The 22,686-nt window shown below is 74.0% G+C and carries 22 protein-coding genes; all 22 read left to right on the forward strand.

Features of this window, described 5'->3' with window-relative positions; genetic code table 11:
• The first annotated feature begins 5 nt into the window (after positions 1-5).
• The 22 genes from carA (at position 6) to trpA (ending at position 22,643) form a co-directional block, all read left to right on the forward strand.
• Positions 6-1,178: a glutamine-hydrolyzing carbamoyl-phosphate synthase small subunit gene (gene carA, locus ITJ44_RS00360; protein WP_194633997.1), complete on the forward strand. Its 1,173-nt coding sequence runs from the start codon at positions 6-8 to the stop codon at positions 1,176-1,178.
• Positions 1,178-4,468 (forward strand): carbamoyl-phosphate synthase large subunit, encoded by a 3,291-nt coding sequence (gene carB / locus ITJ44_RS00365; protein ID WP_194632832.1) that lies wholly within the window; start codon positions 1,178-1,180, stop codon positions 4,466-4,468. The genes carA and carB overlap by 1 nt, the downstream gene beginning before the upstream one ends.
• Entirely contained in the window at positions 4,465-5,361 is an 897-nt protein-coding gene (pyrF, locus tag ITJ44_RS00370) for an orotidine-5'-phosphate decarboxylase (protein WP_194632833.1), read from the forward strand. The genes carB and pyrF overlap by 4 nt, the downstream gene beginning before the upstream one ends.
• Positions 5,358-6,266, forward strand: coding sequence for a guanylate kinase (gmk, locus tag ITJ44_RS00375; RefSeq protein ID WP_194632834.1), 909 nt, complete (start codon positions 5,358-5,360; stop codon positions 6,264-6,266). Before pyrF ends, gmk begins: the two co-directional genes overlap by 4 nt.
• A gap of 48 nt (positions 6,267-6,314) precedes the next feature.
• Positions 6,315-6,584, forward strand: coding sequence for a DNA-directed RNA polymerase subunit omega (gene rpoZ, locus ITJ44_RS00380; RefSeq protein WP_012038467.1), 270 nt, complete (start codon positions 6,315-6,317; stop codon positions 6,582-6,584).
• Between the two features lie 78 nt (positions 6,585-6,662).
• Positions 6,663-7,889: a bifunctional phosphopantothenoylcysteine decarboxylase/phosphopantothenate--cysteine ligase CoaBC gene (coaBC, locus tag ITJ44_RS00385; protein ID WP_194632835.1), complete on the forward strand. Its 1,227-nt coding sequence runs from the start codon at positions 6,663-6,665 to the stop codon at positions 7,887-7,889.
• 38 nt (positions 7,890-7,927) lie between these two features.
• A complete protein-coding gene (gene metK, locus ITJ44_RS00390; protein ID WP_194632836.1) occupies positions 7,928-9,139 on the forward strand; it encodes a methionine adenosyltransferase in 1,212 nt (403 codons plus the stop codon).
• Between the two features lie 42 nt (positions 9,140-9,181).
• The gene (locus ITJ44_RS00395) at positions 9,182-11,263 is read left to right on the forward strand and encodes a primosomal protein N' (RefSeq protein WP_194632837.1); all 2,082 of its coding nucleotides are present in this window, start codon (positions 9,182-9,184) and stop codon (positions 11,261-11,263) included.
• A 104-nt stretch (positions 11,264-11,367) separates the two neighbouring features.
• Entirely contained in the window at positions 11,368-12,285 is a 918-nt protein-coding gene (gene fmt, locus ITJ44_RS00400) for a methionyl-tRNA formyltransferase (protein WP_194632838.1), read from the forward strand.
• Positions 12,282-13,745 (forward strand): RsmB/NOP family class I SAM-dependent RNA methyltransferase, encoded by a 1,464-nt coding sequence (locus ITJ44_RS00405; protein ID WP_194632839.1) that lies wholly within the window; start codon positions 12,282-12,284, stop codon positions 13,743-13,745. Before fmt ends, ITJ44_RS00405 begins: the two co-directional genes overlap by 4 nt.
• Before the next feature lie 10 nt (positions 13,746-13,755).
• A complete protein-coding gene (gene rpe / locus ITJ44_RS00410) occupies positions 13,756-14,424 on the forward strand; it encodes a ribulose-phosphate 3-epimerase (protein WP_194632840.1) in 669 nt (222 codons plus the stop codon).
• A 34-nt stretch (positions 14,425-14,458) separates the two neighbouring features.
• Positions 14,459-14,827: an FKBP-type peptidyl-prolyl cis-trans isomerase gene (locus ITJ44_RS00415; protein ID WP_012038460.1), complete on the forward strand. Its 369-nt coding sequence runs from the start codon at positions 14,459-14,461 to the stop codon at positions 14,825-14,827.
• A 107-nt stretch (positions 14,828-14,934) separates the two neighbouring features.
• Positions 14,935-15,198 carry a phosphoribosyl-ATP diphosphatase gene (locus ITJ44_RS00420; protein WP_012038459.1) on the forward strand — a complete coding sequence of 88 codons (264 nt, stop codon included), beginning with the start codon at positions 14,935-14,937 and terminating at the stop codon, positions 15,196-15,198.
• Positions 15,199-15,246: 48 nt separating this feature from the next.
• Entirely contained in the window at positions 15,247-16,086 is an 840-nt protein-coding gene (gene hisG, locus ITJ44_RS00425; RefSeq protein WP_194632841.1) for an ATP phosphoribosyltransferase, read from the forward strand.
• Positions 16,087-16,088: 2 nt separating this feature from the next.
• Positions 16,089-16,886: an imidazole glycerol phosphate synthase subunit HisF gene (gene hisF / locus ITJ44_RS00430; RefSeq protein WP_194632842.1), complete on the forward strand. Its 798-nt coding sequence runs from the start codon at positions 16,089-16,091 to the stop codon at positions 16,884-16,886.
• The gene (gene hisI / locus ITJ44_RS00435; RefSeq protein ID WP_194632843.1) at positions 16,883-17,299 is read left to right on the forward strand and encodes a phosphoribosyl-AMP cyclohydrolase; all 417 of its coding nucleotides are present in this window, start codon (positions 16,883-16,885) and stop codon (positions 17,297-17,299) included. Before hisF ends, hisI begins: the two co-directional genes overlap by 4 nt.
• A complete protein-coding gene (locus tag ITJ44_RS00440; RefSeq protein WP_194632844.1) occupies positions 17,296-18,855 on the forward strand; it encodes an anthranilate synthase component I in 1,560 nt (519 codons plus the stop codon). The genes hisI and ITJ44_RS00440 overlap by 4 nt, the downstream gene beginning before the upstream one ends.
• A complete protein-coding gene (locus ITJ44_RS00445; protein WP_194632845.1) occupies positions 18,855-19,493 on the forward strand; it encodes a Trp biosynthesis-associated membrane protein in 639 nt (212 codons plus the stop codon). Before ITJ44_RS00440 ends, ITJ44_RS00445 begins: the two co-directional genes overlap by 1 nt.
• Before the next feature lie 104 nt (positions 19,494-19,597).
• A complete protein-coding gene (locus tag ITJ44_RS00450; protein ID WP_194632846.1) occupies positions 19,598-19,840 on the forward strand; it encodes a DUF6704 family protein in 243 nt (80 codons plus the stop codon).
• Entirely contained in the window at positions 19,841-20,617 is a 777-nt protein-coding gene (gene trpC, locus ITJ44_RS00455) for an indole-3-glycerol phosphate synthase TrpC (RefSeq protein ID WP_194632847.1), read from the forward strand. It abuts the gene before it with no gap.
• Positions 20,614-21,828 carry a tryptophan synthase subunit beta gene (trpB, locus tag ITJ44_RS00460; RefSeq protein ID WP_194632848.1) on the forward strand — a complete coding sequence of 405 codons (1,215 nt, stop codon included), beginning with the start codon at positions 20,614-20,616 and terminating at the stop codon, positions 21,826-21,828. Before trpC ends, trpB begins: the two co-directional genes overlap by 4 nt.
• Positions 21,825-22,643 (forward strand): tryptophan synthase subunit alpha, encoded by an 819-nt coding sequence (gene trpA, locus ITJ44_RS00465; RefSeq protein ID WP_194632849.1) that lies wholly within the window; start codon positions 21,825-21,827, stop codon positions 22,641-22,643. Before trpB ends, trpA begins: the two co-directional genes overlap by 4 nt.
• The last annotated feature ends 43 nt before the right edge of the window (positions 22,644-22,686 follow it).

Raw genomic sequence — 22,686 nt, forward strand, 5'->3', positions numbered from 1 at the left:
CCGACATGGCCCGACACGAACGAGCCGTCCTGGTGCTCGAGGACGGACGGAGGTACGTCGGACGCGCGTACGGCGCCCGCGGCGTGACCCTCGGCGAGGCCGTCTTCGCGACCGGCATGACCGGCTACCAGGAGACGATCACCGACCCGTCCTACGCGGGCCAGATCGTGCTCCAGACGGCGCCGCACATCGGCAACACCGGCATGAACGACGACGACATGGAGTCCCGCCGCATCTGGGTGGCCGGCTACGTCGTCCGCGACCCCTCCCGCGTGGTCTCCAACTTCCGCGGGCAGCGCACGCTCGAGGACGACCTGGTCGCCCAGGGCGTCGTGGGCATCTCCGGCATCGACACGCGCGCCGTGACGCGCCGGATCCGCGACGAGGGCGCCATGCGCGCCGGCGTCTTCTCCGGCGACGCCCTCGCGCTCGACGACGAGGAGCAGCTCGCGCAGGTGCGCCAGGCGCCCGACATGGCCGGCCGCAACCTGTCAGCCGAGGTCTCCACGCAGGAGACCTACACGATCCCGGCCGTGGGGGAGCGCATCGGTTCCGTCGCGGTCCTCGACCTCGGGATCAAGACCGCCACGGTGAAGCACCTCGCGGCCCGCGGGCTCGACGTGCACGTCGTCCCGCAGTCGATCACCACCGAGGAGCTCGCCGCCCTCGCGCCCACGGCCGTCTTCTACTCGAACGGCCCCGGCGATCCCGAGGCCTCGCAGTACCACGTCGAGCTCCTGCAGGACGTGCTCCGGAAGGGCATCCCGTTCTTCGGGATCTGCTTCGGCAACCAGCTCCTCGGCCGCGCCCTCGGCTTCGACACCTACAAGCTGCCGTTCGGCCACCGCGGGATCAACCAGCCCGTGCTCGACCGCCGCACCGGCCGCGTCGAGATCACGAGCCAGAACCACGGCTTCGCGGTCTCCGCGCCGCTCGACGGACCCGTGGACAGCCCCGCCGGCTTCGGCCGCGCGGAGGTGAGCCACGTGTCCCTCAACGACCAGGTGGTCGAGGGGCTCAACTGCCTCGACATCCCTGCCTTCAGCGTCCAGTACCACCCGGAGGCGGCCGCCGGCCCGCACGACTCGTCGTACCTCTTCGACCGGTTCGTCCAGCTGATCCACGACGCGTCGGGCACCGCCCCCGCATCCGCCGCGACCCCCCAGGAGACCGTGTAATGCCCAAGCGCGACGACATCAACAGCGTCCTCGTCATCGGCTCCGGGCCGATCGTCATCGGCCAGGCCGCCGAGTTCGACTACTCCGGCACGCAGGCCTGCCGCGTGCTCCGCGAGGAGGGCGTGCGCGTCATCCTCGTGAACTCGAACCCCGCGACGATCATGACCGACCCGGGCTTCGCCGACGCGACCTACATCGAGCCGATCACGAGCGAGGTGCTCGAGAAGATCATCATCAAGGAGCGCCCCGACGCGGTGCTCCCGACCCTCGGCGGCCAGACGGCGCTCAACGCCGCCATCCGGCTCGACGAGCTCGGCATCCTCGCCAAGCACGGCGTGGAGCTCATCGGCGCGAAGGTCGAGGCCATCCAGAAGGGCGAGGACCGCCAGCTCTTCAAGGACCTCGTCATCGAGTCCGGCGCCGACGTCGCCCGCTCGCACGTCGCCAAGACGCTCGAGCAGGCCGTGGAGTTCGCCGAGGACCTCGGCTACCCGCTCGTGATCCGCCCCTCGTTCACCATGGGCGGCTTGGGCTCGGGCTTCGCGCACACGCGCCAGGAGCTCGAGCGCATGGTCGCCGACGGCCTGCAGTCGAGCCCCACCACCGAGGTGCTCCTCGAGGAGTCCATCCTCGGCTGGAAGGAGTACGAGCTCGAGCTCATGCGCGACACGGCCGACAACACGGTCGTGGTGTGCTCCATCGAGAACGTCGACCCGGTCGGCGTGCACACGGGCGACTCGATCACCGTCGCGCCGGCGCTCACGCTCACCGACCGCGAGTACCAGCACATGCGCGACATCGGCATCGACATCATCCGCCGGGTGGGCGTCGACACGGGCGGCTGCAACATCCAGTTCGCGGTGGACCCGGCGGACGGCCGCCTCATCGTCATCGAGATGAACCCGCGCGTCTCCCGCTCGAGCGCGCTCGCGTCGAAGGCCACGGGCTTCCCCATCGCGAAGATCGCCGCGAAGCTCGCCATCGGCTACCGCCTCGACGAGATCCCCAACGACATCACCAAGGTCACGCCCGCGAGCTTCGAGCCCACGCTCGACTACGTGGTCGTGAAGGTGCCGCGCTTCGCGTTCGAGAAGTTCCCCGCCGCGGACGCCGAGCTGACCACCACCATGAAGTCGGTCGGCGAGGCGATGGCCATCGGCCGCAACTACTCCACCGCGCTGCAGAAGGCCCTGCGATCGCTCGAGAAGCGCGGATCCTCGTTCCACTGGGCCGCCGAGACGCGCTCGGTCGACGAGCTGCTCGAGGTGAGCCGCACGCCCACCGACGGCCGCATCGTCACGGTGCAGCAGGCGCTGCGCGCGGGGGCGACCGCGGAGCAGGTCTTCGACGCCACCAAGATCGACCCCTGGTTCATCGACCAGATCGTGCTCATCAACGAGGTCGCGGACGCCGTGCGCGACGCGGACTCGCTCGACGCCCTCACCCTCCGCGAGGCCAAGGACCACGGCTTCTCGGACGCGCAGATCGCCGAGATCCGCGGCCTCACGGAGCAGGAGGTGCGCGACGCGCGCCACGCGGCGGACATCCGCCCGGTGTTCAAGACGGTCGACACGTGCGCGGGCGAGTTCCCCGCCCTCACGCCGTACCACTACTCCAGCTACGACTCCGAGACGGAGATCGTGCCGTCCGACCGCCGCAAGGTGATCATCCTGGGCTCGGGCCCGAACCGCATCGGCCAGGGCATCGAGTTCGACTACTCGTGCGTGCACGCGTCCTTCGCGCTGTCCGACGCGGGCTTCGAGACGATCATGATCAACTGCAACCCGGAGACGGTCTCCACCGACTACGACACGAGCGACCGGCTCTACTTCGAGCCGCTCACGCTCGAGGACGTGCTCGAGATCGTGCACGCGGAGCAGCAGGCGGGCGAGCTCGTCGGCGTCGTCGTGCAGCTCGGCGGCCAGACCGCGCTCGGGCTCGCCAAGGGCCTCGAGGCCGCGGGCGTCCCGATCCTCGGCACGAGCCCGTCGGCCATCGACCTCGCGGAGGAGCGGGGCCTGTTCTCCGGCATCCTCGACGCCGCGGGCCTCGTCGCGCCGCGCAACGGCACGGCCGTCGCCATCGACGAGGCCGTGGTCGTCGCGGAGGAGATCGGCTACCCCGTCCTCGTCCGCCCGAGCTACGTGCTCGGCGGCCGCGGCATGGAGATCGTCTTCGACACCGCCACGCTGCACGACTACTTCCTGCGCATGGCCGACCAGGGGATCATCGGCGAGGGCAAGCCCCTCCTCATCGACCGGTTCCTCGACGACGCCATCGAGATCGACATCGACGCCATCTACGACGGCACCGAGCTGTACGTGGGCGGCGTCATGGAGCACATCGAGGAGGCCGGGATCCACTCGGGCGACTCGAGCTGCACCCTGCCGCCCGTGACCCTCGGCCGCGGCCAGATCCAGCAGGTCGTCGACGCCACGCGCGCCATCGCCGAGGGCGTCGGAGTGCGCGGCCTCCTCAACGTGCAGTTCGCGATCGGCGCGGGCGTGCTCTACGTCCTCGAGGCGAACCCGCGGGCGAGCCGCACGGTTCCGTTCGTCTCCAAGGCGCTCGGCATCCCGCTCGCGAAGGCCGCGTCGCTCGTCATGGTCGGCACCTCCATCCAGGAGCTGAAGGCCCAAGGCCTGCTGCCCGAGCGCGACGGATCCGACGTGCCGATGGACTCGCCCGTCGCCGTCAAGGAGGCCGTGCTGCCCTTCAAGCGGTTCCGCACGAAGGACGGCCTCATCGTCGACTCCGTGCTCGGCCCGGAGATGCGCTCCACGGGCGAGGTCATGGGCATCGACCGGGACTTCCCGCGTGCGTTCGCGAAGAGCCAGGAGGCGGCGTTCGGCGGCCTCCCGCTCTCCGGCACGGTGTTCGTGTCGGTCGCCGACCGCGACAAGCGCTCCATCGTGCTGCCGGTGCTGCGCCTCCAGCAGCTCGGCTTCGAGGTGCTCGCGACCGAGGGCACGGCGGAGATCCTCAGCCGCAACGGGATCCAGACGCGCGTCGTGCGCAAGTACAGCGAGACGCCGGCGGCGGGGGACTCACCCTCGATCGTCGACCTCATCAACCGCGACGAGGTGGACGTCGTGATCAACACGCCGTCGGGCCGCACCGCGCGCGCGGACGGCTACGAGATCCGCGCGGCGGCCGTCGCGGCGGACAAGCCGCTGTTCACGACCATCGCGCAGCTCACCGCAGCGGTGGCGTCCTTCGATGCCATCCGCGCCGGCTTCGACGTGACGAGCCTGCAGGACTACGCGATCGCCCGCGAGGCGCGCAGGTGACGACGGCCGACGGCGGGGCGGCCACGGTCGCCCCGCCGTTCGGCGCGCGCCTCGCCCGCGCGTTCCGCGAGCGCGGGCACCTGTGCGTCGGCATCGACCCGCACCGGTCGCTGCTCGACGCGTGGGGGCTCGCCGACGACGCGCGCGGCCTCGAGGAGTTCGGGCTGCGCGTGGTCGAGGCGACCGCGGGGCGCGCCGGGATCGTCAAGCCGCAGGTCGCGTTCTTCGAGCGCCACGGATCCGCCGGGTACGCCGCCCTCGAGCGCGTGCTCGCCGCCGCGCGCGACGCCGGCCTCCTCGTGATCGCCGACGCCAAGCGCGGCGACATCGGCTCCACGGTCGACGCGTACGGCGCCGCGTGGCTCGCGCCCGACAGCCCGCTGCGGGCCGACGCCGTCACGCTCACCGCCTACACGGGCGTCGGATCCCTCGACGGCGTGCGCGCCGCCGCCGACGGCTGGGGCGCGGGCGTCTTCGTCCTCGCCGCGACCTCGAACCCCGAGGCGCGCGACCTCCAGCGCGCCGTGCTCCCGGGCGCCGGATCCGCGTCCGCCGCCCGCACGGTCGCCCGCGGGATCCAGGACGCCGCGGTCGCCGCGAACGGGCCGGTCGACGACCCGTCGGCGGATCCCGGGTCCTTCGGACTCGTCGTCGGCGCGACGGTCGACCCGGCCGACGCCGGGCTCGACCTGGCGATGCTGACCCGCACCCCGATCCTCGCGCCCGGCTTCGGCCACCAGGGAGCGCTGCTCGGCGATGTCCGGTCGCTGTTCGGACCGGCCTCCGGCGTTGTGATCGCGGCCGCCTCGCGGAGTATCCTCGCGGCAGGGCCACGGCGTGTCGCGGAGGCCGTCACCGACCACGCCGGACGACTCGAAGAGGTGCTGCCATGAGGCCCGAACCACCCGAGGTCGACCGGGTCGCCGCGTCGCAGGCCGCCGTCGCCGCCCGCCGCGCGCGCGCCCAGGTGAAGCACGACATCGTCACGGGGGAGCGCACGCCGCTCGGCGTGCTCGACGCGTCCGCGGATCCCGCGCGCCGCGCCGAGAGCACCCTCCGCGTCACCGAGTTCCTCACGAGCATCCCGAACATCGGCCCCACCAAGCTCGAGCGGATCCTCGGCGAGCTCGGCATCTCCACCGCCAAGCGCCTCGGCGGCCTCGGCGTGCACCAACGCGTGCGGCTCACGCGCTTCCTCGAGGAGTGGCAGGCGGCGAAGCAGATCATCGAGCCGAGCCGGCTCGTCGTGCTCGCGGGCCCGACCGCGGTCGGCAAGGGCACCGTGTCCACCTTCATCCGCGAGAACGAGCCCGACGTGCTGCTCTCCGTCTCCGCCACCACGCGCGCGCCGCGCCCCGGCGAGGTCGAGGGCGTCAACTACTACTTCGTCTCCGACGCCGGGTTCGACCGCATGGTCGAGCACGGGGAGCTCCTCGAGTGGGCGACGGTGCACAACGCCCACCGCTACGGCACGCCGCGCGCGCCCATCGACGCCGCGCTGGCCGAGGGGCGCAGCGTGCTGCTGGAGATCGACATCCAGGGCGCGCGCCAGGTGCGGGCCGCGATGCCCGAGGCGCGGCTGGTGTTCCTGCTGCCGCCCACCTGGGAGGAGCTCGTGCGCCGCCTGGTCGGCCGCGGCACCGAGGGGCCCGAGGAGCAGCAGCGCCGGCTGGACACCGCGAAGGTCGAGCTGGCCGCCCAGGACGAGTTCGACCACCTCGTCGTCAACCGCGATGTCGCGGAGGCGGCGCGCGAGGTCGTAGACTTGATGAAATCCAGGAAGGCCGTCGGTCCATGACACGGACCCGTGCGGCCTTCTTCCATGCAATGAGGAAGCGGCACATCCATGGTTGACAAGACCCAGGGCATCATCGACCCGCCCATCGACGAGCTCCTCTCGAAGGTCGACTCGAAGTACGCGCTCGTGATCTTCGCCTCCAAGCGGGCCCGCCAGATCAACGACTACTACGCCGACCTGCACGAGGGCAGCCTGTTCGACAACGTCGGACCGCTCGTCGACTCCACCATCGACGACAAGCCCCTCTCGGTCGCCATGCACGAGATCAACGAGGACAAGCTCGTCGCCACGCCCATCGTGGAGCCCGCGGCCTCCTAGCCGCCCGCCGTCCCGGATGCCCCGCGCCGACCGCACGCCGCACGCCGCTCCCGCCTCCGGGCACCGGAGCGCCGCCGCATGATGGTGGTCGTGGGGATCACGGGCGGGATCGCGGCCTACAAGGCCGTCGGCGTGGTCAGGGGCCTCGTGCTGCTCGGCCACGACGTGCACGTCGTGCCCACCGAGGCGGCGCTCCGCTTCGTCGGGAAGCCCACCCTCGAGGCCGTGAGCCGGAACCCCGTCACGAGCGACCTCTACGACGGCGTCTCCGAGGTCCGCCACGTGGCGCTCGGCCAGAAGGCCGACCTCATCGTCGTCGCGCCCGCCACCGCGCACACGCTCGCGACCATGGCGCTCGGCCTCTCCGACGACCTGCTCGGCACCACCATCCTCGCCAGCCGCGCGCCCCTCGTCGTCGCCCCCGCGATGCACACCGAGATGTGGCAGCACCCGGCGACCCAGGCCAACGCGGCCCTCCTGCGCTCCCGCGGCGCCACCCTCGTCGGCCCCACGTCGGGCCGCCTCACCGGCACGGACTCCGGGCCGGGCCGCATGGCGGAGGTGGAGGACGTGATCGCCGCCGCCCTCGCCGCGGTGCGCCCCGGCGGGCGCGACCTCGAGGGGCGCCGCATCGTCATCTCCGCGGGCGGCACGCGCGAGCCGCTGGATCCCGTGCGCTTCCTCGGCAACCGCTCCTCCGGCCGGCAGGGGGTCGCCCTCGCATCCGCCGCCCGCGACCGGGGTGCCGACGTCGTGCTCGTCGCCGCGCACCTCGAGGTGCCCGCGCCCGCCGGCGTCCGCGTCGTGCCGGTCTCTACCGCGCTCGAGCTCTCCGACGCCATGGTGCGCGAGGCCGCGGACGCCGACGTCGTGATCATGGCCGCGGCCGTCGCCGACTACCGGCCCGTCGCCGTCTCCGCGGGCAAGATCAAGAAGGAGGAGGCGGGCGACGCGCTCTCCGTCGAGCTCGTCCGCAACCCCGACATCCTGCAGCGGCTCGCGGCCGACGCGGCGGCCGACGCCGCCGCCCGCCCGGACGGCTCGCGTCGCCTCGTCGTCGGCTTCGCCGCCGAGACCGAGGAGGACCCGGCCGAGCTGCTGCGGATCGGCCGCGCGAAGCTCGCCAGGAAGGGCTGCGACCTCCTCGTCCTCAACAGGGTGGGGTGGTCCGAGGGGTTCGCCACAGAGGGCAACACGGTCACGGTGCTCGGGATCGCCGGCGATACACTGGCGGAGGCCTCCGGCTCCAAGGAGCAGGTGGCCCATCGAATTCTCGACGTAGTGGGTCAGCCGGCTCCGCGGTAGCGACCGGCTGTCGACCACGCGATCCCCTGGAGCGACCCGTGACCGACCTGCGCCTGTTCACCTCCGAGTCCGTCACCGAGGGTCACCCCGACAAGATCTGCGACCAGATCTCCGACAGCATCCTCGACGCCCTCCTCACGCAGGACCCGACGAGCCGCGCCGCCGTCGAGACGCTCGTCACCACGGGCCTCGTGCACGTGGCGGGCGAGGTCACCACGAGCGGGTACGTCGACATCCCGCAGATCGTGCGCGACCGCATCCGGGACATCGGCTACGACTCCTCCGAGGTCGGCTTCGACGGCAGCAACTGCGGCGTCACGGTGTCCATCGGCGCGCAGTCGCCCGACATCGCGCAGGGCGTCGACCGGTCGTACGAGTCCCGCTCGGGATCCGCGTCCACCGACGCGCACGACCTCCAGGGCGCCGGCGACCAGGGCCTCATGTTCGGCTACGCGTCACGCGACACCCCCGTGTTCCTGCCGCTGCCCATCTACCTCGCGCACCGCCTCGCCGAGCGCCTCGCGGCCGTCCGCCACTCGGGCGAGCTCGCGTACCTGCGGCCCGACGGCAAGACCCAGGTCACCATCGGCTACGACGGCCTCGTGCCGCGCACGGTCGACACGGTCGTCCTGTCCACCCAGCACGGCCCGCAGGTCTCCCAGGAGGACCTCCGCCGCGAGGTCGAGGAGCACGTCATCCGCCCGGTGCTCGCGCAGGCGGCGGAGATCGGCATCGAGCTCGACTCGCGCGACGCGACCCTGCTCATCAACCCCACCGGCAAGTTCGAGATCGGCGGCCCGAAGGGCGACGCGGGGCTCACCGGCCGGAAGATCATCGTCGACACGTACGGCGGCTTCAGCCGGCACGGCGGCGGCGCGTTCAGCGGCAAGGACCCGTCGAAGGTCGACCGCAGCGCCGCGTACGCCATGCGCTGGGTCGCGAAGAACGCGGTCGCCGCGGGCCTCGCCGACCGGCTCGAGGTGCAGGTGGCGTACGCGATCGGGAAGGCCGCGCCCGTGGGCCTCTACGTGGAGACGTTCGGCACGGCGCACGTGCCCGAGGAGCGCATCGTGCGCGCCATCCGCGAGACCTTCGACCTGCGTCCCGGCGCCATCGTCGAACGGCTCGACCTGCTCCGTCCCATCTACGCGCAGACCGCCGCCTACGGGCACTTCGGCCGTGAGCTGCCGGACTTCACCTGGGAGGCGCTGGACCGTGTCGCCGACCTGCAGAGCGCCGCGGGCCTCTGACGCGCGCCGCCGCCCGGAACCCGGCATGACCGGGAGCGCCACGTGACCGCGGGGGATCCGCCGCCGCCGCCCTCCTCCGACGTCCCCGCGGGCACGCGCCCGCCCGTCGTGCGGGTCATGGTCGACTCCCCGCTGCCGCAGCTCGACCGCCTGTTCGACTACGCCGTGCCCGAGGCGCTGCGGGCGACGTGCGTGCCCGGCGTCCGCGTGCGCGTCCCGCTGCGCTCCGCGGGCCGGGTGGCCGACGGCTACGTCATCGAGGTCGGCGACGGCGGGGGATACGACGGCGCGCTCAGCGAGGTGGAGCAGGTCGTGTCGCCGCTGCCGGTGCTGCGCCCGGAGATCTGGACGCTCGCGCGGGAGGTCGCCGACCGGCAGGCCGGGACGGCGTCCGACGTCATCCGGCTCGCGGTGCCGCCGCGGCAGGTGCGCGTGGAGAAGGCGCACGTCGCGGCCCTCGCGGCCGCGGCGGAGGCGGATGCGGATGCCGCCGAGCCCGTCGCGGACGCCGCACCCGCCGCCGATCCCGCGGCTGCCGTCGTCGACCCCGCCGTGCTCCCGTCGATCGACGGCTACGCGCCCGGCACCCTCGACACCGCGGTCGACGCGTCCGGGCGCGTGGCGGTCGACGCCGTCCCCGAGGTCGTCGAGCTGCCGGGCGGCGTCTGGGCCGGCCGCTGGGCCGTCACGCTCGCGCAGGCCGCCGCGCGCGTGCTCGCGTCCGGTCGCAGCAGCGTCCTCGTGGTGCCCGACTACCGCGACCAGGACCAGCTGGAGGCGGCTCTCGCCGCGCACGCCCCCGACGGATCCGTGCTGCGCACCGACGCGCGCCAGTCCGGCCCCGACCGCTACCGCTCCTTCCTCGCGGGCCTCGGCGACGCACCCCGCATCGTGGTCGGCAACCGCTCGGCCGTCTACGCGCCCGCGCCGCGCCTCGGCCTCGTCGCGATGTGGGACGAGGGCGACCCGCTGCACGCCGAGCCGCTCAGCCCCTACGCCCACGCGCGCGACGTCGCCCTCCTCCGCAGCCGGCAACAGGGCACCGCGCTCGTGCTGCTCGCGCACTCCCGGAGCACCGAGGTCGAGCGCCTCGTCGCGATCGGCTACCTCGCGAGCGTGTCGCCCGCCGCCACCCGGACCCCGCGGGTGATCCCCACCACGTCGCAGACGGGCGACGAGGGGTTCGCCCGGCAGGCGCGGATCCCGTCGGGCGCGTGGCGCGCGGCGAAGGACGCCGTGGAGCACGGGCCGGTCCTCATCCAGGTCGCCCGCCCGGGCTACGCGCCGCTGGTCGCCTGCCGCGCCTGCCGGCAGGCCGCCCGCTGCACCGTCTGCACGGGTCCGCTCGGCATGTCCACCGCGACGAGCACGCCCACCTGCGGCTGGTGCGGGCACCTCGCGGGCGACTGGCGCTGCGCCAACTGCGGATCCGACGAGCTGCGCCTCGTCACCATCGGCGCGGGCCGCACCGCGGAGGAGCTCGGCCGCGCGTTCCCCGGCGTGCAGGTGGTGCTGGCCGACGGCGAGCGCCACGTGCAGGAGGTGGACGCCGAGTCGCGGCTCGTCGTGGCCACGCGCGGGGCCGAGCCCGTGGCGGCGGGCGGCTACCGCGCGATCCTGCTGCTCGACGGGGAGCGGATGCTCGCCCGCGAGAGCCTCCGGGTGGGGGAGGACGTGCTCCGCCAGTGGTCGAACGCCGCCGCCCTCGCCGCGCCCCGCGCGCCCGTGATGCTCGTGGGCGTCGGCGGGCAGGTCGCGCGCGCCCTCGCCACCTGGCAGCAACCGCGGTACGCGCGCGAGGAGCTGCTCGAGCGCCGGGCGCTGCGCTTCCCGCCGGCCGTGCGGGCCGCGAGCGTCGAGGGGCTCCCGGACGCGGTCGGCCAGGCGGTCGAGCGGCTCGGCGGGATCGACGGGGTCGACGTCCTGGGTCCGGTGCCGACCGAGCAGGGGCGCGTGCGGGCCATCGTCCGCCTCGACTACGCGAGCGGACCGGACGCCGCGCGGGAGCTCCGCGCGGCCGTCGTGCGCAACGCCTCGAGCCGCCGCAAGCCCGTCGCGGGCCGCACCGGGTTCCGGCCCACGGTCCCGCTCCGTGTACGGTTCGACGACACGGGGCTGTTCTGATCCCCGGCCGCCGCCCGGCCCGCGCGCCCGGCCGCGTCGCCCCGGCATCCGCCGCCCCCGCCCGCACCGTCCACCCGCACGCCGTCCCCGAGAGGGCTTTCGCAATGAGACTCGTCTTCGCCGGCACGCCCCTCGCGGCCGTGCCGTCGCTCCAGCTGCTCGCCGCGTCCGGCCACGAGGTCGCGCTCGTCGTCACGCGCGCCGACGCGCCGCTCGGCCGGAAGCGCGTGCTCACCCCGTCGCCCGTCGCCGCGGAGGCCGAGCGGCTCGGCATCCCGACGCTCCGCGTGAACCGCCTCGACGAGGAGGCGACCGCCCGGATCGCCGCGGTCGGGGCGGACCTCGGCGTCATCGTCGCCTACGGCGGGCTCGTGCGGGAGCCGCTGCTCTCGACGCCCGCGCACGGCTGGATCAACCTGCACTTCTCCCTGCTGCCCCGGTGGCGCGGCGCCGCGCCCGTGCAGCGGTCGATCATGGCGGGCGAGCGCGTCACGGGCGCGAGCGTGTTCCAGCTGGAGCGCGGCATGGACACCGGCCCCGTCTTCGCGATGGAGGAGCGGCCCACGGGCGACCACGAGACGGCCGGCCACGTGCTCGACGCCCTCGCGGTCCAGGGCGCCGGCCTCCTCGCGCGCACCGTCGACGCCATCGCCGCCGGCACGGCCGTCGCGCGCCCGCAGGAGGGCGAGCCGACGCTCGCGCCGAAGACGACGATCGACGACGGCCGGGTCGACTGGTCCCGGCCCGCCGACGAGGTGCTCGCGCGGATCCGCGGCGTCACGCCCGAGCCCGGCGCGCACACGTCCGTGGACGACGTGCGCCTCAAGATCCACCGCGCGGCCGCCCTCCGCGACGCCGCGACGCTCGAGCCCGGGGCGATCGCCGCCGTCGACGGCCGCGTCGCGATCGGCACCGCCAGCCACCCCGTCGAGCTCATCCAGGTGCAGCCGGCCGGCAAGAGCGCCATGCCCGCCGCCGACTGGTGGCGCGGCGTCACGAGGAAGGACGTCAGCGCACGATGAGCGAGAGCACCGGATCCCGCGCCCGCCGACCCGGCGGCCGCCGCCCCGCGGGAGGCGGCCGCCCCGACGTCGGCGGCCCGTCGTCCGTCAGCCCCGCGCGCCGCGTCGCCTACGAGGTCGTGAGCGCGGTCCGCGAGTCGGACGCGTACGCGAACCTGCTGCTGCCCGTGAAGATCCGCCGCGCGGCCCTCAGCGCCCAGGACGCGGCGCTCGCCACCGAGCTCACCTACGGCACGCTGCGCATGTCCGGGTACTACGACCGCGTGATCGAGCTGGCCGCCGGCCGCTCCGTCACCGCGATCGACGCGCCGATCCTCGACGTCCTGCGCCTCTCGGTGCACCAGCTCCTGAGCATGCGCGTCGCCACGCACGCGGCCGTGAACGAGGGCGTGGACATGGCGCGCGCGGTCGGATCCCGCTCGGCCACGGGCTTCGTCAACGGCGTCCTCCGCACCATCACCCGCTCGGAGCCCGACGCGTGGCGGCAGCGCGTCCTCGACAGCGCCGCGAGCGACGACGAGCGGCTCGCCCTCGAGCACTCCCACCCGCTGTGGGTGCTGCGCGCCCTCCGCCAGGCGCTCGCCCGCGAGGGCCGCGCCGACGAGCTCGAGGACCTGCTGCGCGCCGACAACGCCGCGCCCGCCGTCAGCCTCGTCGCGCTCCCCGGCCTCGCGACGGTCGAGGAGACGGGCGAGCAGCCGGCCGCCTTCTCGCCCGTCGGCGCCTACCTCGAGGGCGGCGACCCGATGGACGCGCCCGGCGTCGCCGCGGGCCGCGTCCGCGTGCAGGACGAGGGATCCCAGCTCGCCGCCCTCGCCCTCAGCCGCGCGCGTGCCGTCACCCCCGGCGAGCGCTGGCTCGACCTCTGCGCCGGTCCCGGCGGCAAGGCGGCGCTCCTCGCCGCCGAGGCGGGCCGCTCCGGTGCGCTGCTCACCGCGAACGAGCTCGTCCCGGCGCGCGCCGGCCTCGTCCGCGACGCGCTCCGCGCCGTCCCCGGGGACACCGAGGTGTGGGAGCTCGACGGCACGACCGTGGGGGAGAGCCACCCGGGGGAGTTCGACCGGATCCTCCTCGACGCGCCCTGCAGCGGCCTCGGCGCGCTCCGCCGCCGTCCCGAGGCGCGCTGGCGGAAGACCCCGCGCGACGTCGCGGGCCTCGGTGCCCTGCAGGCCGGCCTCATCGACTCCGCCATCGGCGCGCTCGCGCCCGGCGGGATCCTCGCCTACGTCACGTGCTCGCCGCACCTCGCCGAGACCCGCGCCATCGTGCAGGCCGCGCTCCAGCGGCACCCGGATGTCAGCGCGCTCGACACGGGCGCGGTGCTGCAGGAGGTGGCCGACGGCGACCTCGAGCTGCCGGCGGCCGACCCCGACGCCGGGGCCCGCGGATCCAGCGTGCAGCTCTGGCCGCACCGGCACGGCACGGACGCCATGTTCATCGCCCTGCTGACCCGCCGGTAGGGTCGGGAGCATGCCCGTCCGCATCGAACCGAGCATCCTGTCCGCCGACTTCGCGAACCTGGAGCGCGAGATCCAGCGCCTCGCCACCGCCGACCTCGTGCACGTCGACATCATGGACAACCACTTCGTGCCGAACCTCACATTCGGGCTGCCGATGGTCGAGCGCCTCCAGCAGGTGACCCCGGTGCCGCTCGACATCCACCTGATGATCGACGACGTCGACCGCTGGGCCCCCGGCTACGCGGAGGCCGGCGCCGCGAGCGTCACCTTCCACGCCGAGGCCACGCGCGAGCCCGTCGCGCTCGCCCGGCGCCTCCGCGACATCGGCGCGCGCGCCGGCATCGCGCTGAAGCCCGGCACGCCCGTCGACGACTACCTCGACCTGCTCGGCGAGTTCGACCAGGTGCTCGTGATGACGGTCGAGCCCGGCTTCGGCGGCCAGTCCTTCATGCCCGAGACCATGCCGAAGCTGCGGGCGCTCCGGTCGCGGCTCCGCGAGTCCGGCCAGGACGTCTGGCTGCAGGTGGACGGCGGCATCGACGTCGAGACCATCGGCCGCGCGGCCGAGGCCGGCGCCGACACGTTCGTCTCCGGATCCGGCGTCTTCCGCGGCGGCGACCCCGAGGCGGCGATCGCGGAGCTCCGCCGGGCCGCCGAGGCGCACACCCACGCGCACTGACGGAAGGCCCGCGCGGATCTGCTTGACTGGATCCATGACCGACACCACGAAGCCCGAGGTCGAGCCCGTCGACGGCCCGGCCCCCGCAGAGCTCACCATCTCCGACATCACCGTGGGCGACGGCCCCGAGGCCCAGCCCGGCGACACCGTCGACGTGCACTACCTCGGCGTCGACTTCGAGTCCGGCGAGGAGTTCGACTCCTCCTGGAGCCGCGGCCAGTCCGTGCGCTTCCCGCTGCGCAGCCTCATCGCCGGCTGGCAGCAGGGCATCCCCGGCATGAAGGTCGGCGGACGCCGCCAGCTCGTCGTCCCGCCGGAGCTCGCCTACGGCCCCGCGGGCGGCGGCCACCGCCTCTCCGGCCGCACGCTGATCTTCGTGATCGACCTGCAGGGCGTCGGCTAGCACCCCGTCCACCGCGCCAGCATCACCACCGGGAGGCCGGGAGCATCGCGCTCCCGGCCTCCCGTCGTCGTGCCGGGCGCCCGTCGTGCGGCTGTACCCTGGAGCACGTGAAGACCTTCGATGACCTGTTCGGCGAGCTGACCCGGATCGCCGCCGAGCGGCCCGAGGGGTCCGGCACCGTCCGCGAGCTCGACGGCGGCGTGCACGCCATCGGCAAGAAGGTCGTCGAGGAGGCCGCCGAGGTCTGGATGGCGGCCGAGCACGAGTCCGACGACCGCGCCGCCGAGGAGATCTCGCAGCTGCTGTACCACGTGCAGGTCATGATGATCGCGCGCGGCCTCACCCTGGAGGACGTCGGCCGACATCTGTGACGCTCCCCGTCACCCGTGTCGTCCCCTCCATCGGAAGAAGTGATCCCCATGCTCCGTGTCGCCGTGCCCAACAAGGGCTCGCTCTCAGAGACCGCCGCCCAGATGCTCGCCGAGGCCGGGTACGCCGGCCGTCGTGACCCGAAGGAGCTCTACGTCCTCGACGCGCGCAACGACGTCGAGTTCTTCTACCTCCGCCCGCGCGACATCGCGACCTACGTCGGATCCGGCGCGCTCGACGTCGGCATCACCGGCCGCGACCTGCTCATCGACTCCGCGTCCGAGGCCGCGGAGACCGCGGAGCTCGGCTTCGCGGGATCGACGTTCCGGTTCGCCGGCCCCGTGGGCCGCTTCGCGGACCTCGCGGACCTCGCCGGCGTGCGCATCGCCACCAGCTACCCCGTCCTCGTCGGCGGATTCCTCCGCGAGCACGGCGTCGAGGCGCAGCTCATCCGCCTCGACGGCGCGGTCGAGTCGGCCATCCAGCTGGGCGTCGCGGACGCCATCGCCGACGTGGTCGAGACCGGCACCACGCTGCGGAAGGCGGGCCTCGAGATCTTCGGCCCGGTGATCCTCCGATCCACCGCCGTGCTCATCTCGGGCGCCGAGGAGAAGCCGGGCGCCGCCACGCTCCTCCGCCGCCTCGAGGGCGTGCTCGTCGCGCGCCGCTACGTGCTCATGGACTACGACGTGCCGCTGTCGCTGCTGGACGCCGCCACGGCCATCACGCCGGGCATCGAGTCGCCCACCATCTCGCCGCTGCAGGATCCCGCGTGGGTCGCCGTGCGCTCGATGGTGCCGCGCGACGACACGAACCAGATCATGGACCGCCTGCACGAGGTCGGCGCGCGCGCCATCCTCGTCAGCCCCATCCACGCCGCCCGGATCTGACCGTGGCCCCCGCTGGATCCGCCGCCCCCGGCCACGCCGCGCAGCTCGCCGTCCGTGTCATCCCGTGCCTCGACGTCGCCGCCGGCCGCGTCGTCAAGGGCGTCAACTTCCTCGACCTGCAGGACGCGGGCGACCCCGTCGAGCTCGCGCGCCTCTACTACGAGCAGGGCGCGGACGAGCTCACGTTCCTCGACGTCACGGCCACGGTCGAGGACCGCGCGACGATGTACGACGTCGTGAGCGCCACCGCCGAGCAGGTCTTCATCCCGCTCACGGTCGGCGGGGGAGTCCGCAGCGCCGACGACGTGGCGCGGCTGCTCGCGAGCGGCGCCGACAAGATCGGCGTCAACAGCGCGGCCATCGCCCGCCCCGACCTCGTGGGCGAGATCGCCGACCGGTTCGGCGCCCAGGTGTGCGTGCTCTCGCTCGACGTGACGCGCGGCGACACGGAGTCCGGCTTCGTCGTCACCACGCACGGCGGCCGCACCCGGACGAGCATCGACGCCGTGGCCTGGGCCCGCGAGGCCGTGGAGCGCGGCGCGGGCGAGCTGCTCGTCAACTCCATCGACGCCGACGGCACGCGCGACGGCTTCGACCTCGAGCTCGTGGCCGCCATGCGCGCCGCCAGCCGCGTGCCCGTGATCGCCTCGGGCGGCGCGGGCGAGCTCGACCACTTCGCGCCCGCGATCGAGGCCGGCGCCGACGCCGTGCTCGCCGCGAGCGTCTTCCACTCCCGCCGGTTCACGATCGGCGACGTCAAGGGCGCCCTCGCGGACGCCGGTCAGGTGGTCCGACGATGAGCGCAGCCCCGCTCGACTCCCCGGTGCACGGCGTCCCCGACGTCGACGGCATCCTCGCCCGCGCGTCCTTCGCCGACGACGGGCTGCTCCCCGCCGTCATCCAGCAGCACGACACGCGCGAGGTGCTCATGCTCGGCTACATGGACCGCGAGGCCCTCCGCCGGACGCTCACCACGGGCCGCGTCACCTTCTGGTCCCGCTCCCGGAGCGAGTACTGGCGGAAGGGCGACACGTCCGGGCACGGCCAGTACGTGCGCGACGCGGCCCTCGACTGCGACGGCGACACGGTCCTCGTCCAGGTCGACCAGGTAGGAGTGGCCTGCCACACCGGCACGCGCACCTGCTTCGACGCCGACCACCTCCATCCCGTCGCGGGCGCGCGCCCCGCCGCCGACGAAGGGCCCACCCCATGACCGAGTCCCCGCGCGCCGCCGCGCCGTCCACCCCCGAGCCCGGCACCACGACGCGGGAGGCGTTCCGCGTCCTCGCCGCCGACCACCGGGTCATCCCCGTGCTCCGCGAGGTCTTCGCCGACGGCGAGACGCCCGTGGGCGTGCACCGCAAGCTCACCGCCGGCCGCCCGGGCAGCTTCCTGCTCGAGTCCGCCGGCCAGGGCGGCATCTGGACCCGCTTCTCGTTCGTCGGCGTCTCGTCCTTCGGCGTCCTCACGCAGCAGGGCGACGTCGCGCGCTGGCTCGACTACGGCATCGACGCGCAGCGCGCCCTCGGGGACGACGCGCCCGACGGCCCGCTGGCCGCCCTCGCCGCGCTCTACGCGCGCTGGGAGACGCCGCGCATCCCGGGTCTCCCGCCGCTCACCGGCGGCCTCGTCGGCTTCATCGGGTGGGAGGCCGTGCGGCAGATCGAGCGCCTGCCCGACCGCCCGCCGGCCGAGGTCCCCGTGCCCGGCCAGGCGCTCAGCTTCGTCTCCGAGCTCGCGGTGCTCGACCACCGCCGGGGCACCGTCACGCTCGTGGCCACCGCCCTCAACGACGGCGTGGACGACGCGGACGCCATGTGGGCCGACGCGCAGGCGCGCCTCGACCGCATGCAGGCCGACCTCGCCCGCCCGTCCGAGACGTTCCTCGCCGAGGTGGACCTCCAGGCGCAGCCGTCCGCGACGCTCCGCACCACGCCGGCCGACTTCCACGGGGCGATCGCGCGGAGCAAGCACCACATCCACGAGGGCGACGTCTTCCAGGTCGTGATCTCGCAGCGCTTCGACCAGCCGACCACGGCCGACCCCATCGACGTGTACCGCATCCTGCGCGTGCTCAACCCGAGCCCGTACATGTACCTGCTCACGCTCGAGGACGCCGACGGGAAGCCGTACTCCATCGTCGGATCCTCGCCCGAGGCGCTCGTCACGGTCACCGACGACCACGTCTACATGCACCCCATCGCCGGCTCCCGCCCCCGCGGCGCGACCGTCGAGGAGGACGTCGCGCACGAGGAGTCGCTCCTCGCCGACCCGAAGGAGCGCGCCGAGCACCTCATGCTGGTGGACCTCGCGCGCAACGACATGCTGAAGGCGTGCGCCCCGGGCTCCGTCGAGGTCACCGAGTTCATGCGGGTCGAGCGGTTCAGCCACATCATGCACCTCGTCAGCTCGGTCGAGGGGACGCTCCGGCCCGGCGTCTCGAGCATCGACGTCTTCCGCGCCACGTTCCCGGCCGGCACGCTCTCGGGCGCGCCCAAGCCGCGCGCGCTGCAGATCATCGACGAGCTCGAGCCCGCCCAGCGCGGCGTGTACGGGGGAGTGGTGGGCTACTTCGACTTCGCGGGCGACGCGGACCTCGCCATCGCGATCCGCACGGCCACCATCGTGGACGGCATCGCCCACGTGCAGGCCGGCGGCGGCATGGTCGCCGACTCCGACCCGGACGCCGAGTACCTCGAGTCGCAGAACAAGGCCGCCGCCCCGCTGCGCGCCGTGGCCGTCGCCGAGGCCATGCGGCGCGTGCGCTGATGCGCGTCACCCGCCGCACGAAGTCCCTCGCCCTCCTGCTCGTCCTCGCCACGAGCGCGGCCACCTTCCTCGGCTGGTCGCAGGACTGGTCGACGCTCCGCATCGGCGGCCAGGCGCCCGCGCTCGTGCCCGTCGCGGGCAGCGTCGCCGCCCCCGCGCTCAGCGCCCTCGCGCTGTCGAGCCTCGCCCTCGCCGGCGCGCTCGCCATCGCGGGCCGCGCGCTCCGGGTGGTCCTCGGGATCCTGGAGGCGCTCATCGGGGCGACGGTGGCGCTCACGGCGTTCGCCGCGACCGCGGATCCCGTCCAGGCGGGCGAGGCCGCGGTCACGACCGTGACGGGCGTCGCGGGCTCATCGGCCGTGGCGGGGCTCGTCGACGGATGGACCACGACCCCCTGGGGTCCGGTCACGCTCGTCGCGGGCATCGCGTCCGCGCTGACGGGCCTCTTCGTGGCGATCACCGGACCGCGCTGGCCGACCCGCCGGTCCCGGTACGACGCCCCCGACCCGGCGCCGACCCGCCGGATCGTCCCGCGCGAGGATCCCGTGGCCGCCTGGGACAGCCTGAGCGGCGGCGCGGATCCCACCCGCCGCGAGCCCGGCGACGCGGACGACGCCCCGACCGGCGGAGCCGCGTGAGGCTCACCTGACGGGCCCCGCCCGCCGTCCCCATCCCGACGGCCGCCCCGACGCCGCCCGGTAGACTCGATCCGTCCCGATCGCACGAACCCCGAGGAGCACGCATGTCCACAGAGTCCGCAGAACCCGGCCACGGCAACTCGCCGGCGGCCTGGACGGCTGTCGTCATCATGCTCGTCGCGTTCACCGTCGGCACCATCGCCTTCTGGTTCGCCATCGAGCCCGTCGTGTGGGCCTCCGCGGTCCTCGCGATCCTCGGCTGGATCACCGGCGGCGTCATGAAGAAGCTCGGCTTCGGCGTCGGCGGGCACCGCACGGTCCCCACCCACGCGAAGGCGCACTCCTAGATGCTGGGCGATCTGCTCGCCGGTGCCCTCGAGGACGCGGCCGCACGCCGCGAGACCCGTCCCCTCGCCCAGGTCGAGGCCGAGGCGCTCGCGCGTCCCGCCGCCCTCGACGCCCTCAGCGCCCTCGCGCCCGCCGACCGCGTGAAGATCATCGCGGAGGTCAAGCGCTCGAGCCCGTCGCGCGGCGCCCTCGCCGAGATCCCGGATCCCGCCCTCCTCGCGTCCCGCTACGAGACCGGCGGCGCCAGCGCCATCAGCGTCCTCACCGAGGGCCGCAAGTTCCGCGGCTCGCTGCACGACCTCGAGCAGGTGCGCGACACCGTGTCCATCCCCGTCCTCCGCAAGGACTTCATCGGCGAGCCCTACCAGGTGCTGGAGGCGCGCGCCTCGGGCGCCGACCTCGTGCTGCTCATCGTCGCGGCGCTCGACCAGAGGACGCTCGTCGAGCTGCACGCCCTCGTGAACGAGCTCGGCATGACCGCGCTCGTCGAGACGCACTCGGCGGAGGAGGTGTCGCGCGCGCTCGACCTCGGCGCGCAGGTCGTCGGCGTCAACGCCCGCAACCTCACCACCTTCGAGCTCGACCGCGACCTCTTCGGATCGCTGGCCGACTCCATCCCCGCCGGCGTCGTGCGCATCGCGGAGTCCGCGGTGAAGACCGCCGACGACGTGGCGCACTACCGCCGCGCGGGCGCCGACGTCGTCCTGGTGGGCGAGGCGCTCGTCACGGGCGATCCCGTCCGCACGCTCGGCGAGTTCCTGGACATCCGCGCATGACCGACCTGCGCAGCGCGACCGGTCCCTACTTCGGCGACTTCGGCGGGCGATACGTCCCCGAGTCCCTCGTCGCCGCCCTCGACGAGCTGGCCGAGGCGTGGGAGGAGCTCAAGGTCGACCCCGCGTTCATCGAGGAGCTGAAGGAGCTGCACCGCAGCTACACCGGACGCCCGTCCCTCATCACCGAGGTGCCGCGGTTCGCCGAGCACGCCGGCGGCGCCCGCATCATCCTCAAGCGCGAGGACCTCAACCACACGGGCTCGCACAAGATCAACAACGTGCTCGGCCAGGCGCTGCTCACGAAGAAGATCGGCAAGAAGCGCATCATCGCGGAGACGGGCGCGGGCCAGCACGGCGTCGCGACCGCGACCGCCGCCGCGCTCTTCGGGCTCGACTGCGTCATCTACATGGGCGAGGTCGACACCGAGCGCCAGGCGCTCAACGTGGCGCGGATGCGCCTGCTCGGCGCCGAGGTCATCCCGGTCCGCTCGGGGTCGCGCACCCTCAAGGACGCCATCAACGACGCCATGCGCGACTGGGTCACCAACGTCGAGACCACGAACTACGTGTTCGGCACGGTCGCGGGCCCGCACCCGTTCCCGGCCATGGTCCGCGACCTGCAGAAGGTCATCGGCGAGGAGGCGCGCGAGCAGGTCCTCGCGCTCACCGGGCGCCTGCCCGACGCCGTCGCGGCGTGCGTCGGCGGCGGGTCCAACGCCATCGGCATCTTCCACGCGTTCCTCGACGACGCCGACGTGGCCCTCTACGGGTTCGAGGCCGGCGGCGACGGCGCGGACACCCCGCGCACCGCCGCCACCATCACCAAGGGCCGGCCCGGCATGCTGCACGGCGCGCGCAGCTACCTCCTGCAGGACGAGGACGGCCAGACCATCGACTCGCACTCGATCTCCGCCGGCCTCGACTACCCGGGCGTCGGCCCGGAGCACTCCTGGCTGTCCGACCTCGGCCGTGCCACCTACCGTCCCGTCACGGACGACCAGGCCATGAGCGCGCTGCGCCTGCTGAGCCGCACCGAGGGCATCATCCCGGCCATCGAGTCCGCGCACGCCCTCGCCGGCGCGCTGGAGCTCGGCAAGGAGCTGGGCCCGGAGTCGATCATCCTGATCAACCTCAGCGGTCGCGGCGACAAGGACATGGAGACCGCCGGGAAGTACTTCGACCTCATCGACGCCGGGGCGGAGCAGTCGTGACCGCGGCAGCCCACGCCGCCGCGCCCGCGGGCAGCCCCGTCGAGCGGACCATCGCGCTCCGGCGCGAGCAGGGCTCTGGCGCCCTCGTCGGGTACCTGCCCGTCGGCTTCCCCGACCTCGCCACGAGCATCGAGGCGGCCGTCGCCCTCGTCGAGAACGGGGTCGACGTCATCGAGCTCGGCCTGCCGTACAGCGATCCGGTCATGGACGGCCCCGTCATCCAGCGCGCCACGCAGACGGCGCTCGCGCAGGGCTTCCGCCTCCGCGACGGCTTCGACGCCCTGCACGCGATCACCCAGCGCGTGGACGCGCCCGTGCTCCTCATGACCTACTGGAACCCCGTCGTCCAGTACGGCGTGGAGCGCTTCGCGGACGACATCGTCGCCGCGGGCGGCGCCGGCCTCATCACGCCCGACCTGATCCCCGACGAGGGCGGCGACTGGCTCGCCGCGTCGGAGCGCACGGGCCTCGACCGCGTGTTCCTGGCGGCTCCGTCCTCCAGCGAGGCCCGGCTGCACCAGGCGGTCGAGCGGAGCCGCGGCTTCGTGTACGCGGTGTCCACCATGGGCATCACGGGCGCGCGGCAGGACGTCGACCAGGCCGCGCGCGGCCTCGTGTCGCGCCTGCGCGACGCGGGGTCCACGAGCGCCTGCGTGGGCATCGGCATCTCCACCGGCGACCAGGTCCGCGAGGTGCTCGGCTACGCCGACGGCGCCATCGTCGGGTCCGCCCTCGTGGCGGCCCTCGCCGACGGCGGCGTGCCCGGCGTGGCCCGCGCCGCGGCCGATCTCGCGCGGGGAACCGCGCTACAGTAGCCCCGGCCCGCGGTCCCGCCGCGCCCGCCGATCCCCCTGCGAA

The organism is Clavibacter sp. VKM Ac-2873 (assembly GCF_015351075.1).
Taxonomy (GTDB): Bacteria; Actinomycetota; Actinomycetes; order Actinomycetales; family Microbacteriaceae; genus Clavibacter.

Bases quoted from the DNA above. Each gene is read 5' to 3' on its own strand.
- ITJ44_RS00450 (WP_194632846.1), top strand. From the start codon at position 19,598: ATGTCCACAGAGTCCGCAGAACCCGGCCACGGCAACTCGCCGGCGGCC.
- carA (WP_194633997.1), top strand. From the start codon at position 6: ATGGCCCGACACGAACGAGCCGTCCTGGTGCTCGAGGACGGACGGAGG.
- trpC (WP_194632847.1), top strand. From the start codon at position 19,841: ATGCTGGGCGATCTGCTCGCCGGTGCCCTCGAGGACGCGGCCGCACGC.
- ITJ44_RS00445 (WP_194632845.1), top strand. From the start codon at position 18,855: ATGCGCGTCACCCGCCGCACGAAGTCCCTCGCCCTCCTGCTCGTCCTC.
- rpoZ (WP_012038467.1), top strand. From the start codon at position 6,315: ATGGTTGACAAGACCCAGGGCATCATCGACCCGCCCATCGACGAGCTC.
- coaBC (WP_194632835.1), top strand. From the start codon at position 6,663: ATGATGGTGGTCGTGGGGATCACGGGCGGGATCGCGGCCTACAAGGCC.
- fmt (WP_194632838.1), top strand. From the start codon at position 11,368: ATGAGACTCGTCTTCGCCGGCACGCCCCTCGCGGCCGTGCCGTCGCTC.
- rpe (WP_194632840.1), top strand. From the start codon at position 13,756: ATGCCCGTCCGCATCGAACCGAGCATCCTGTCCGCCGACTTCGCGAAC.
- ITJ44_RS00415 (WP_012038460.1), top strand. From the start codon at position 14,459: ATGACCGACACCACGAAGCCCGAGGTCGAGCCCGTCGACGGCCCGGCC.
- ITJ44_RS00440 (WP_194632844.1), top strand. From the start codon at position 17,296: ATGACCGAGTCCCCGCGCGCCGCCGCGCCGTCCACCCCCGAGCCCGGC.
- trpB (WP_194632848.1), top strand. From the start codon at position 20,614: ATGACCGACCTGCGCAGCGCGACCGGTCCCTACTTCGGCGACTTCGGC.
- ITJ44_RS00405 (WP_194632839.1), top strand. From the start codon at position 12,282: ATGAGCGAGAGCACCGGATCCCGCGCCCGCCGACCCGGCGGCCGCCGC.
- gmk (WP_194632834.1), top strand. From the start codon at position 5,358: ATGAGGCCCGAACCACCCGAGGTCGACCGGGTCGCCGCGTCGCAGGCC.
- hisI (WP_194632843.1), top strand. From the start codon at position 16,883: ATGAGCGCAGCCCCGCTCGACTCCCCGGTGCACGGCGTCCCCGACGTC.
- hisG (WP_194632841.1), top strand. From the start codon at position 15,247: ATGCTCCGTGTCGCCGTGCCCAACAAGGGCTCGCTCTCAGAGACCGCC.
- carB (WP_194632832.1), top strand. From the start codon at position 1,178: ATGCCCAAGCGCGACGACATCAACAGCGTCCTCGTCATCGGCTCCGGG.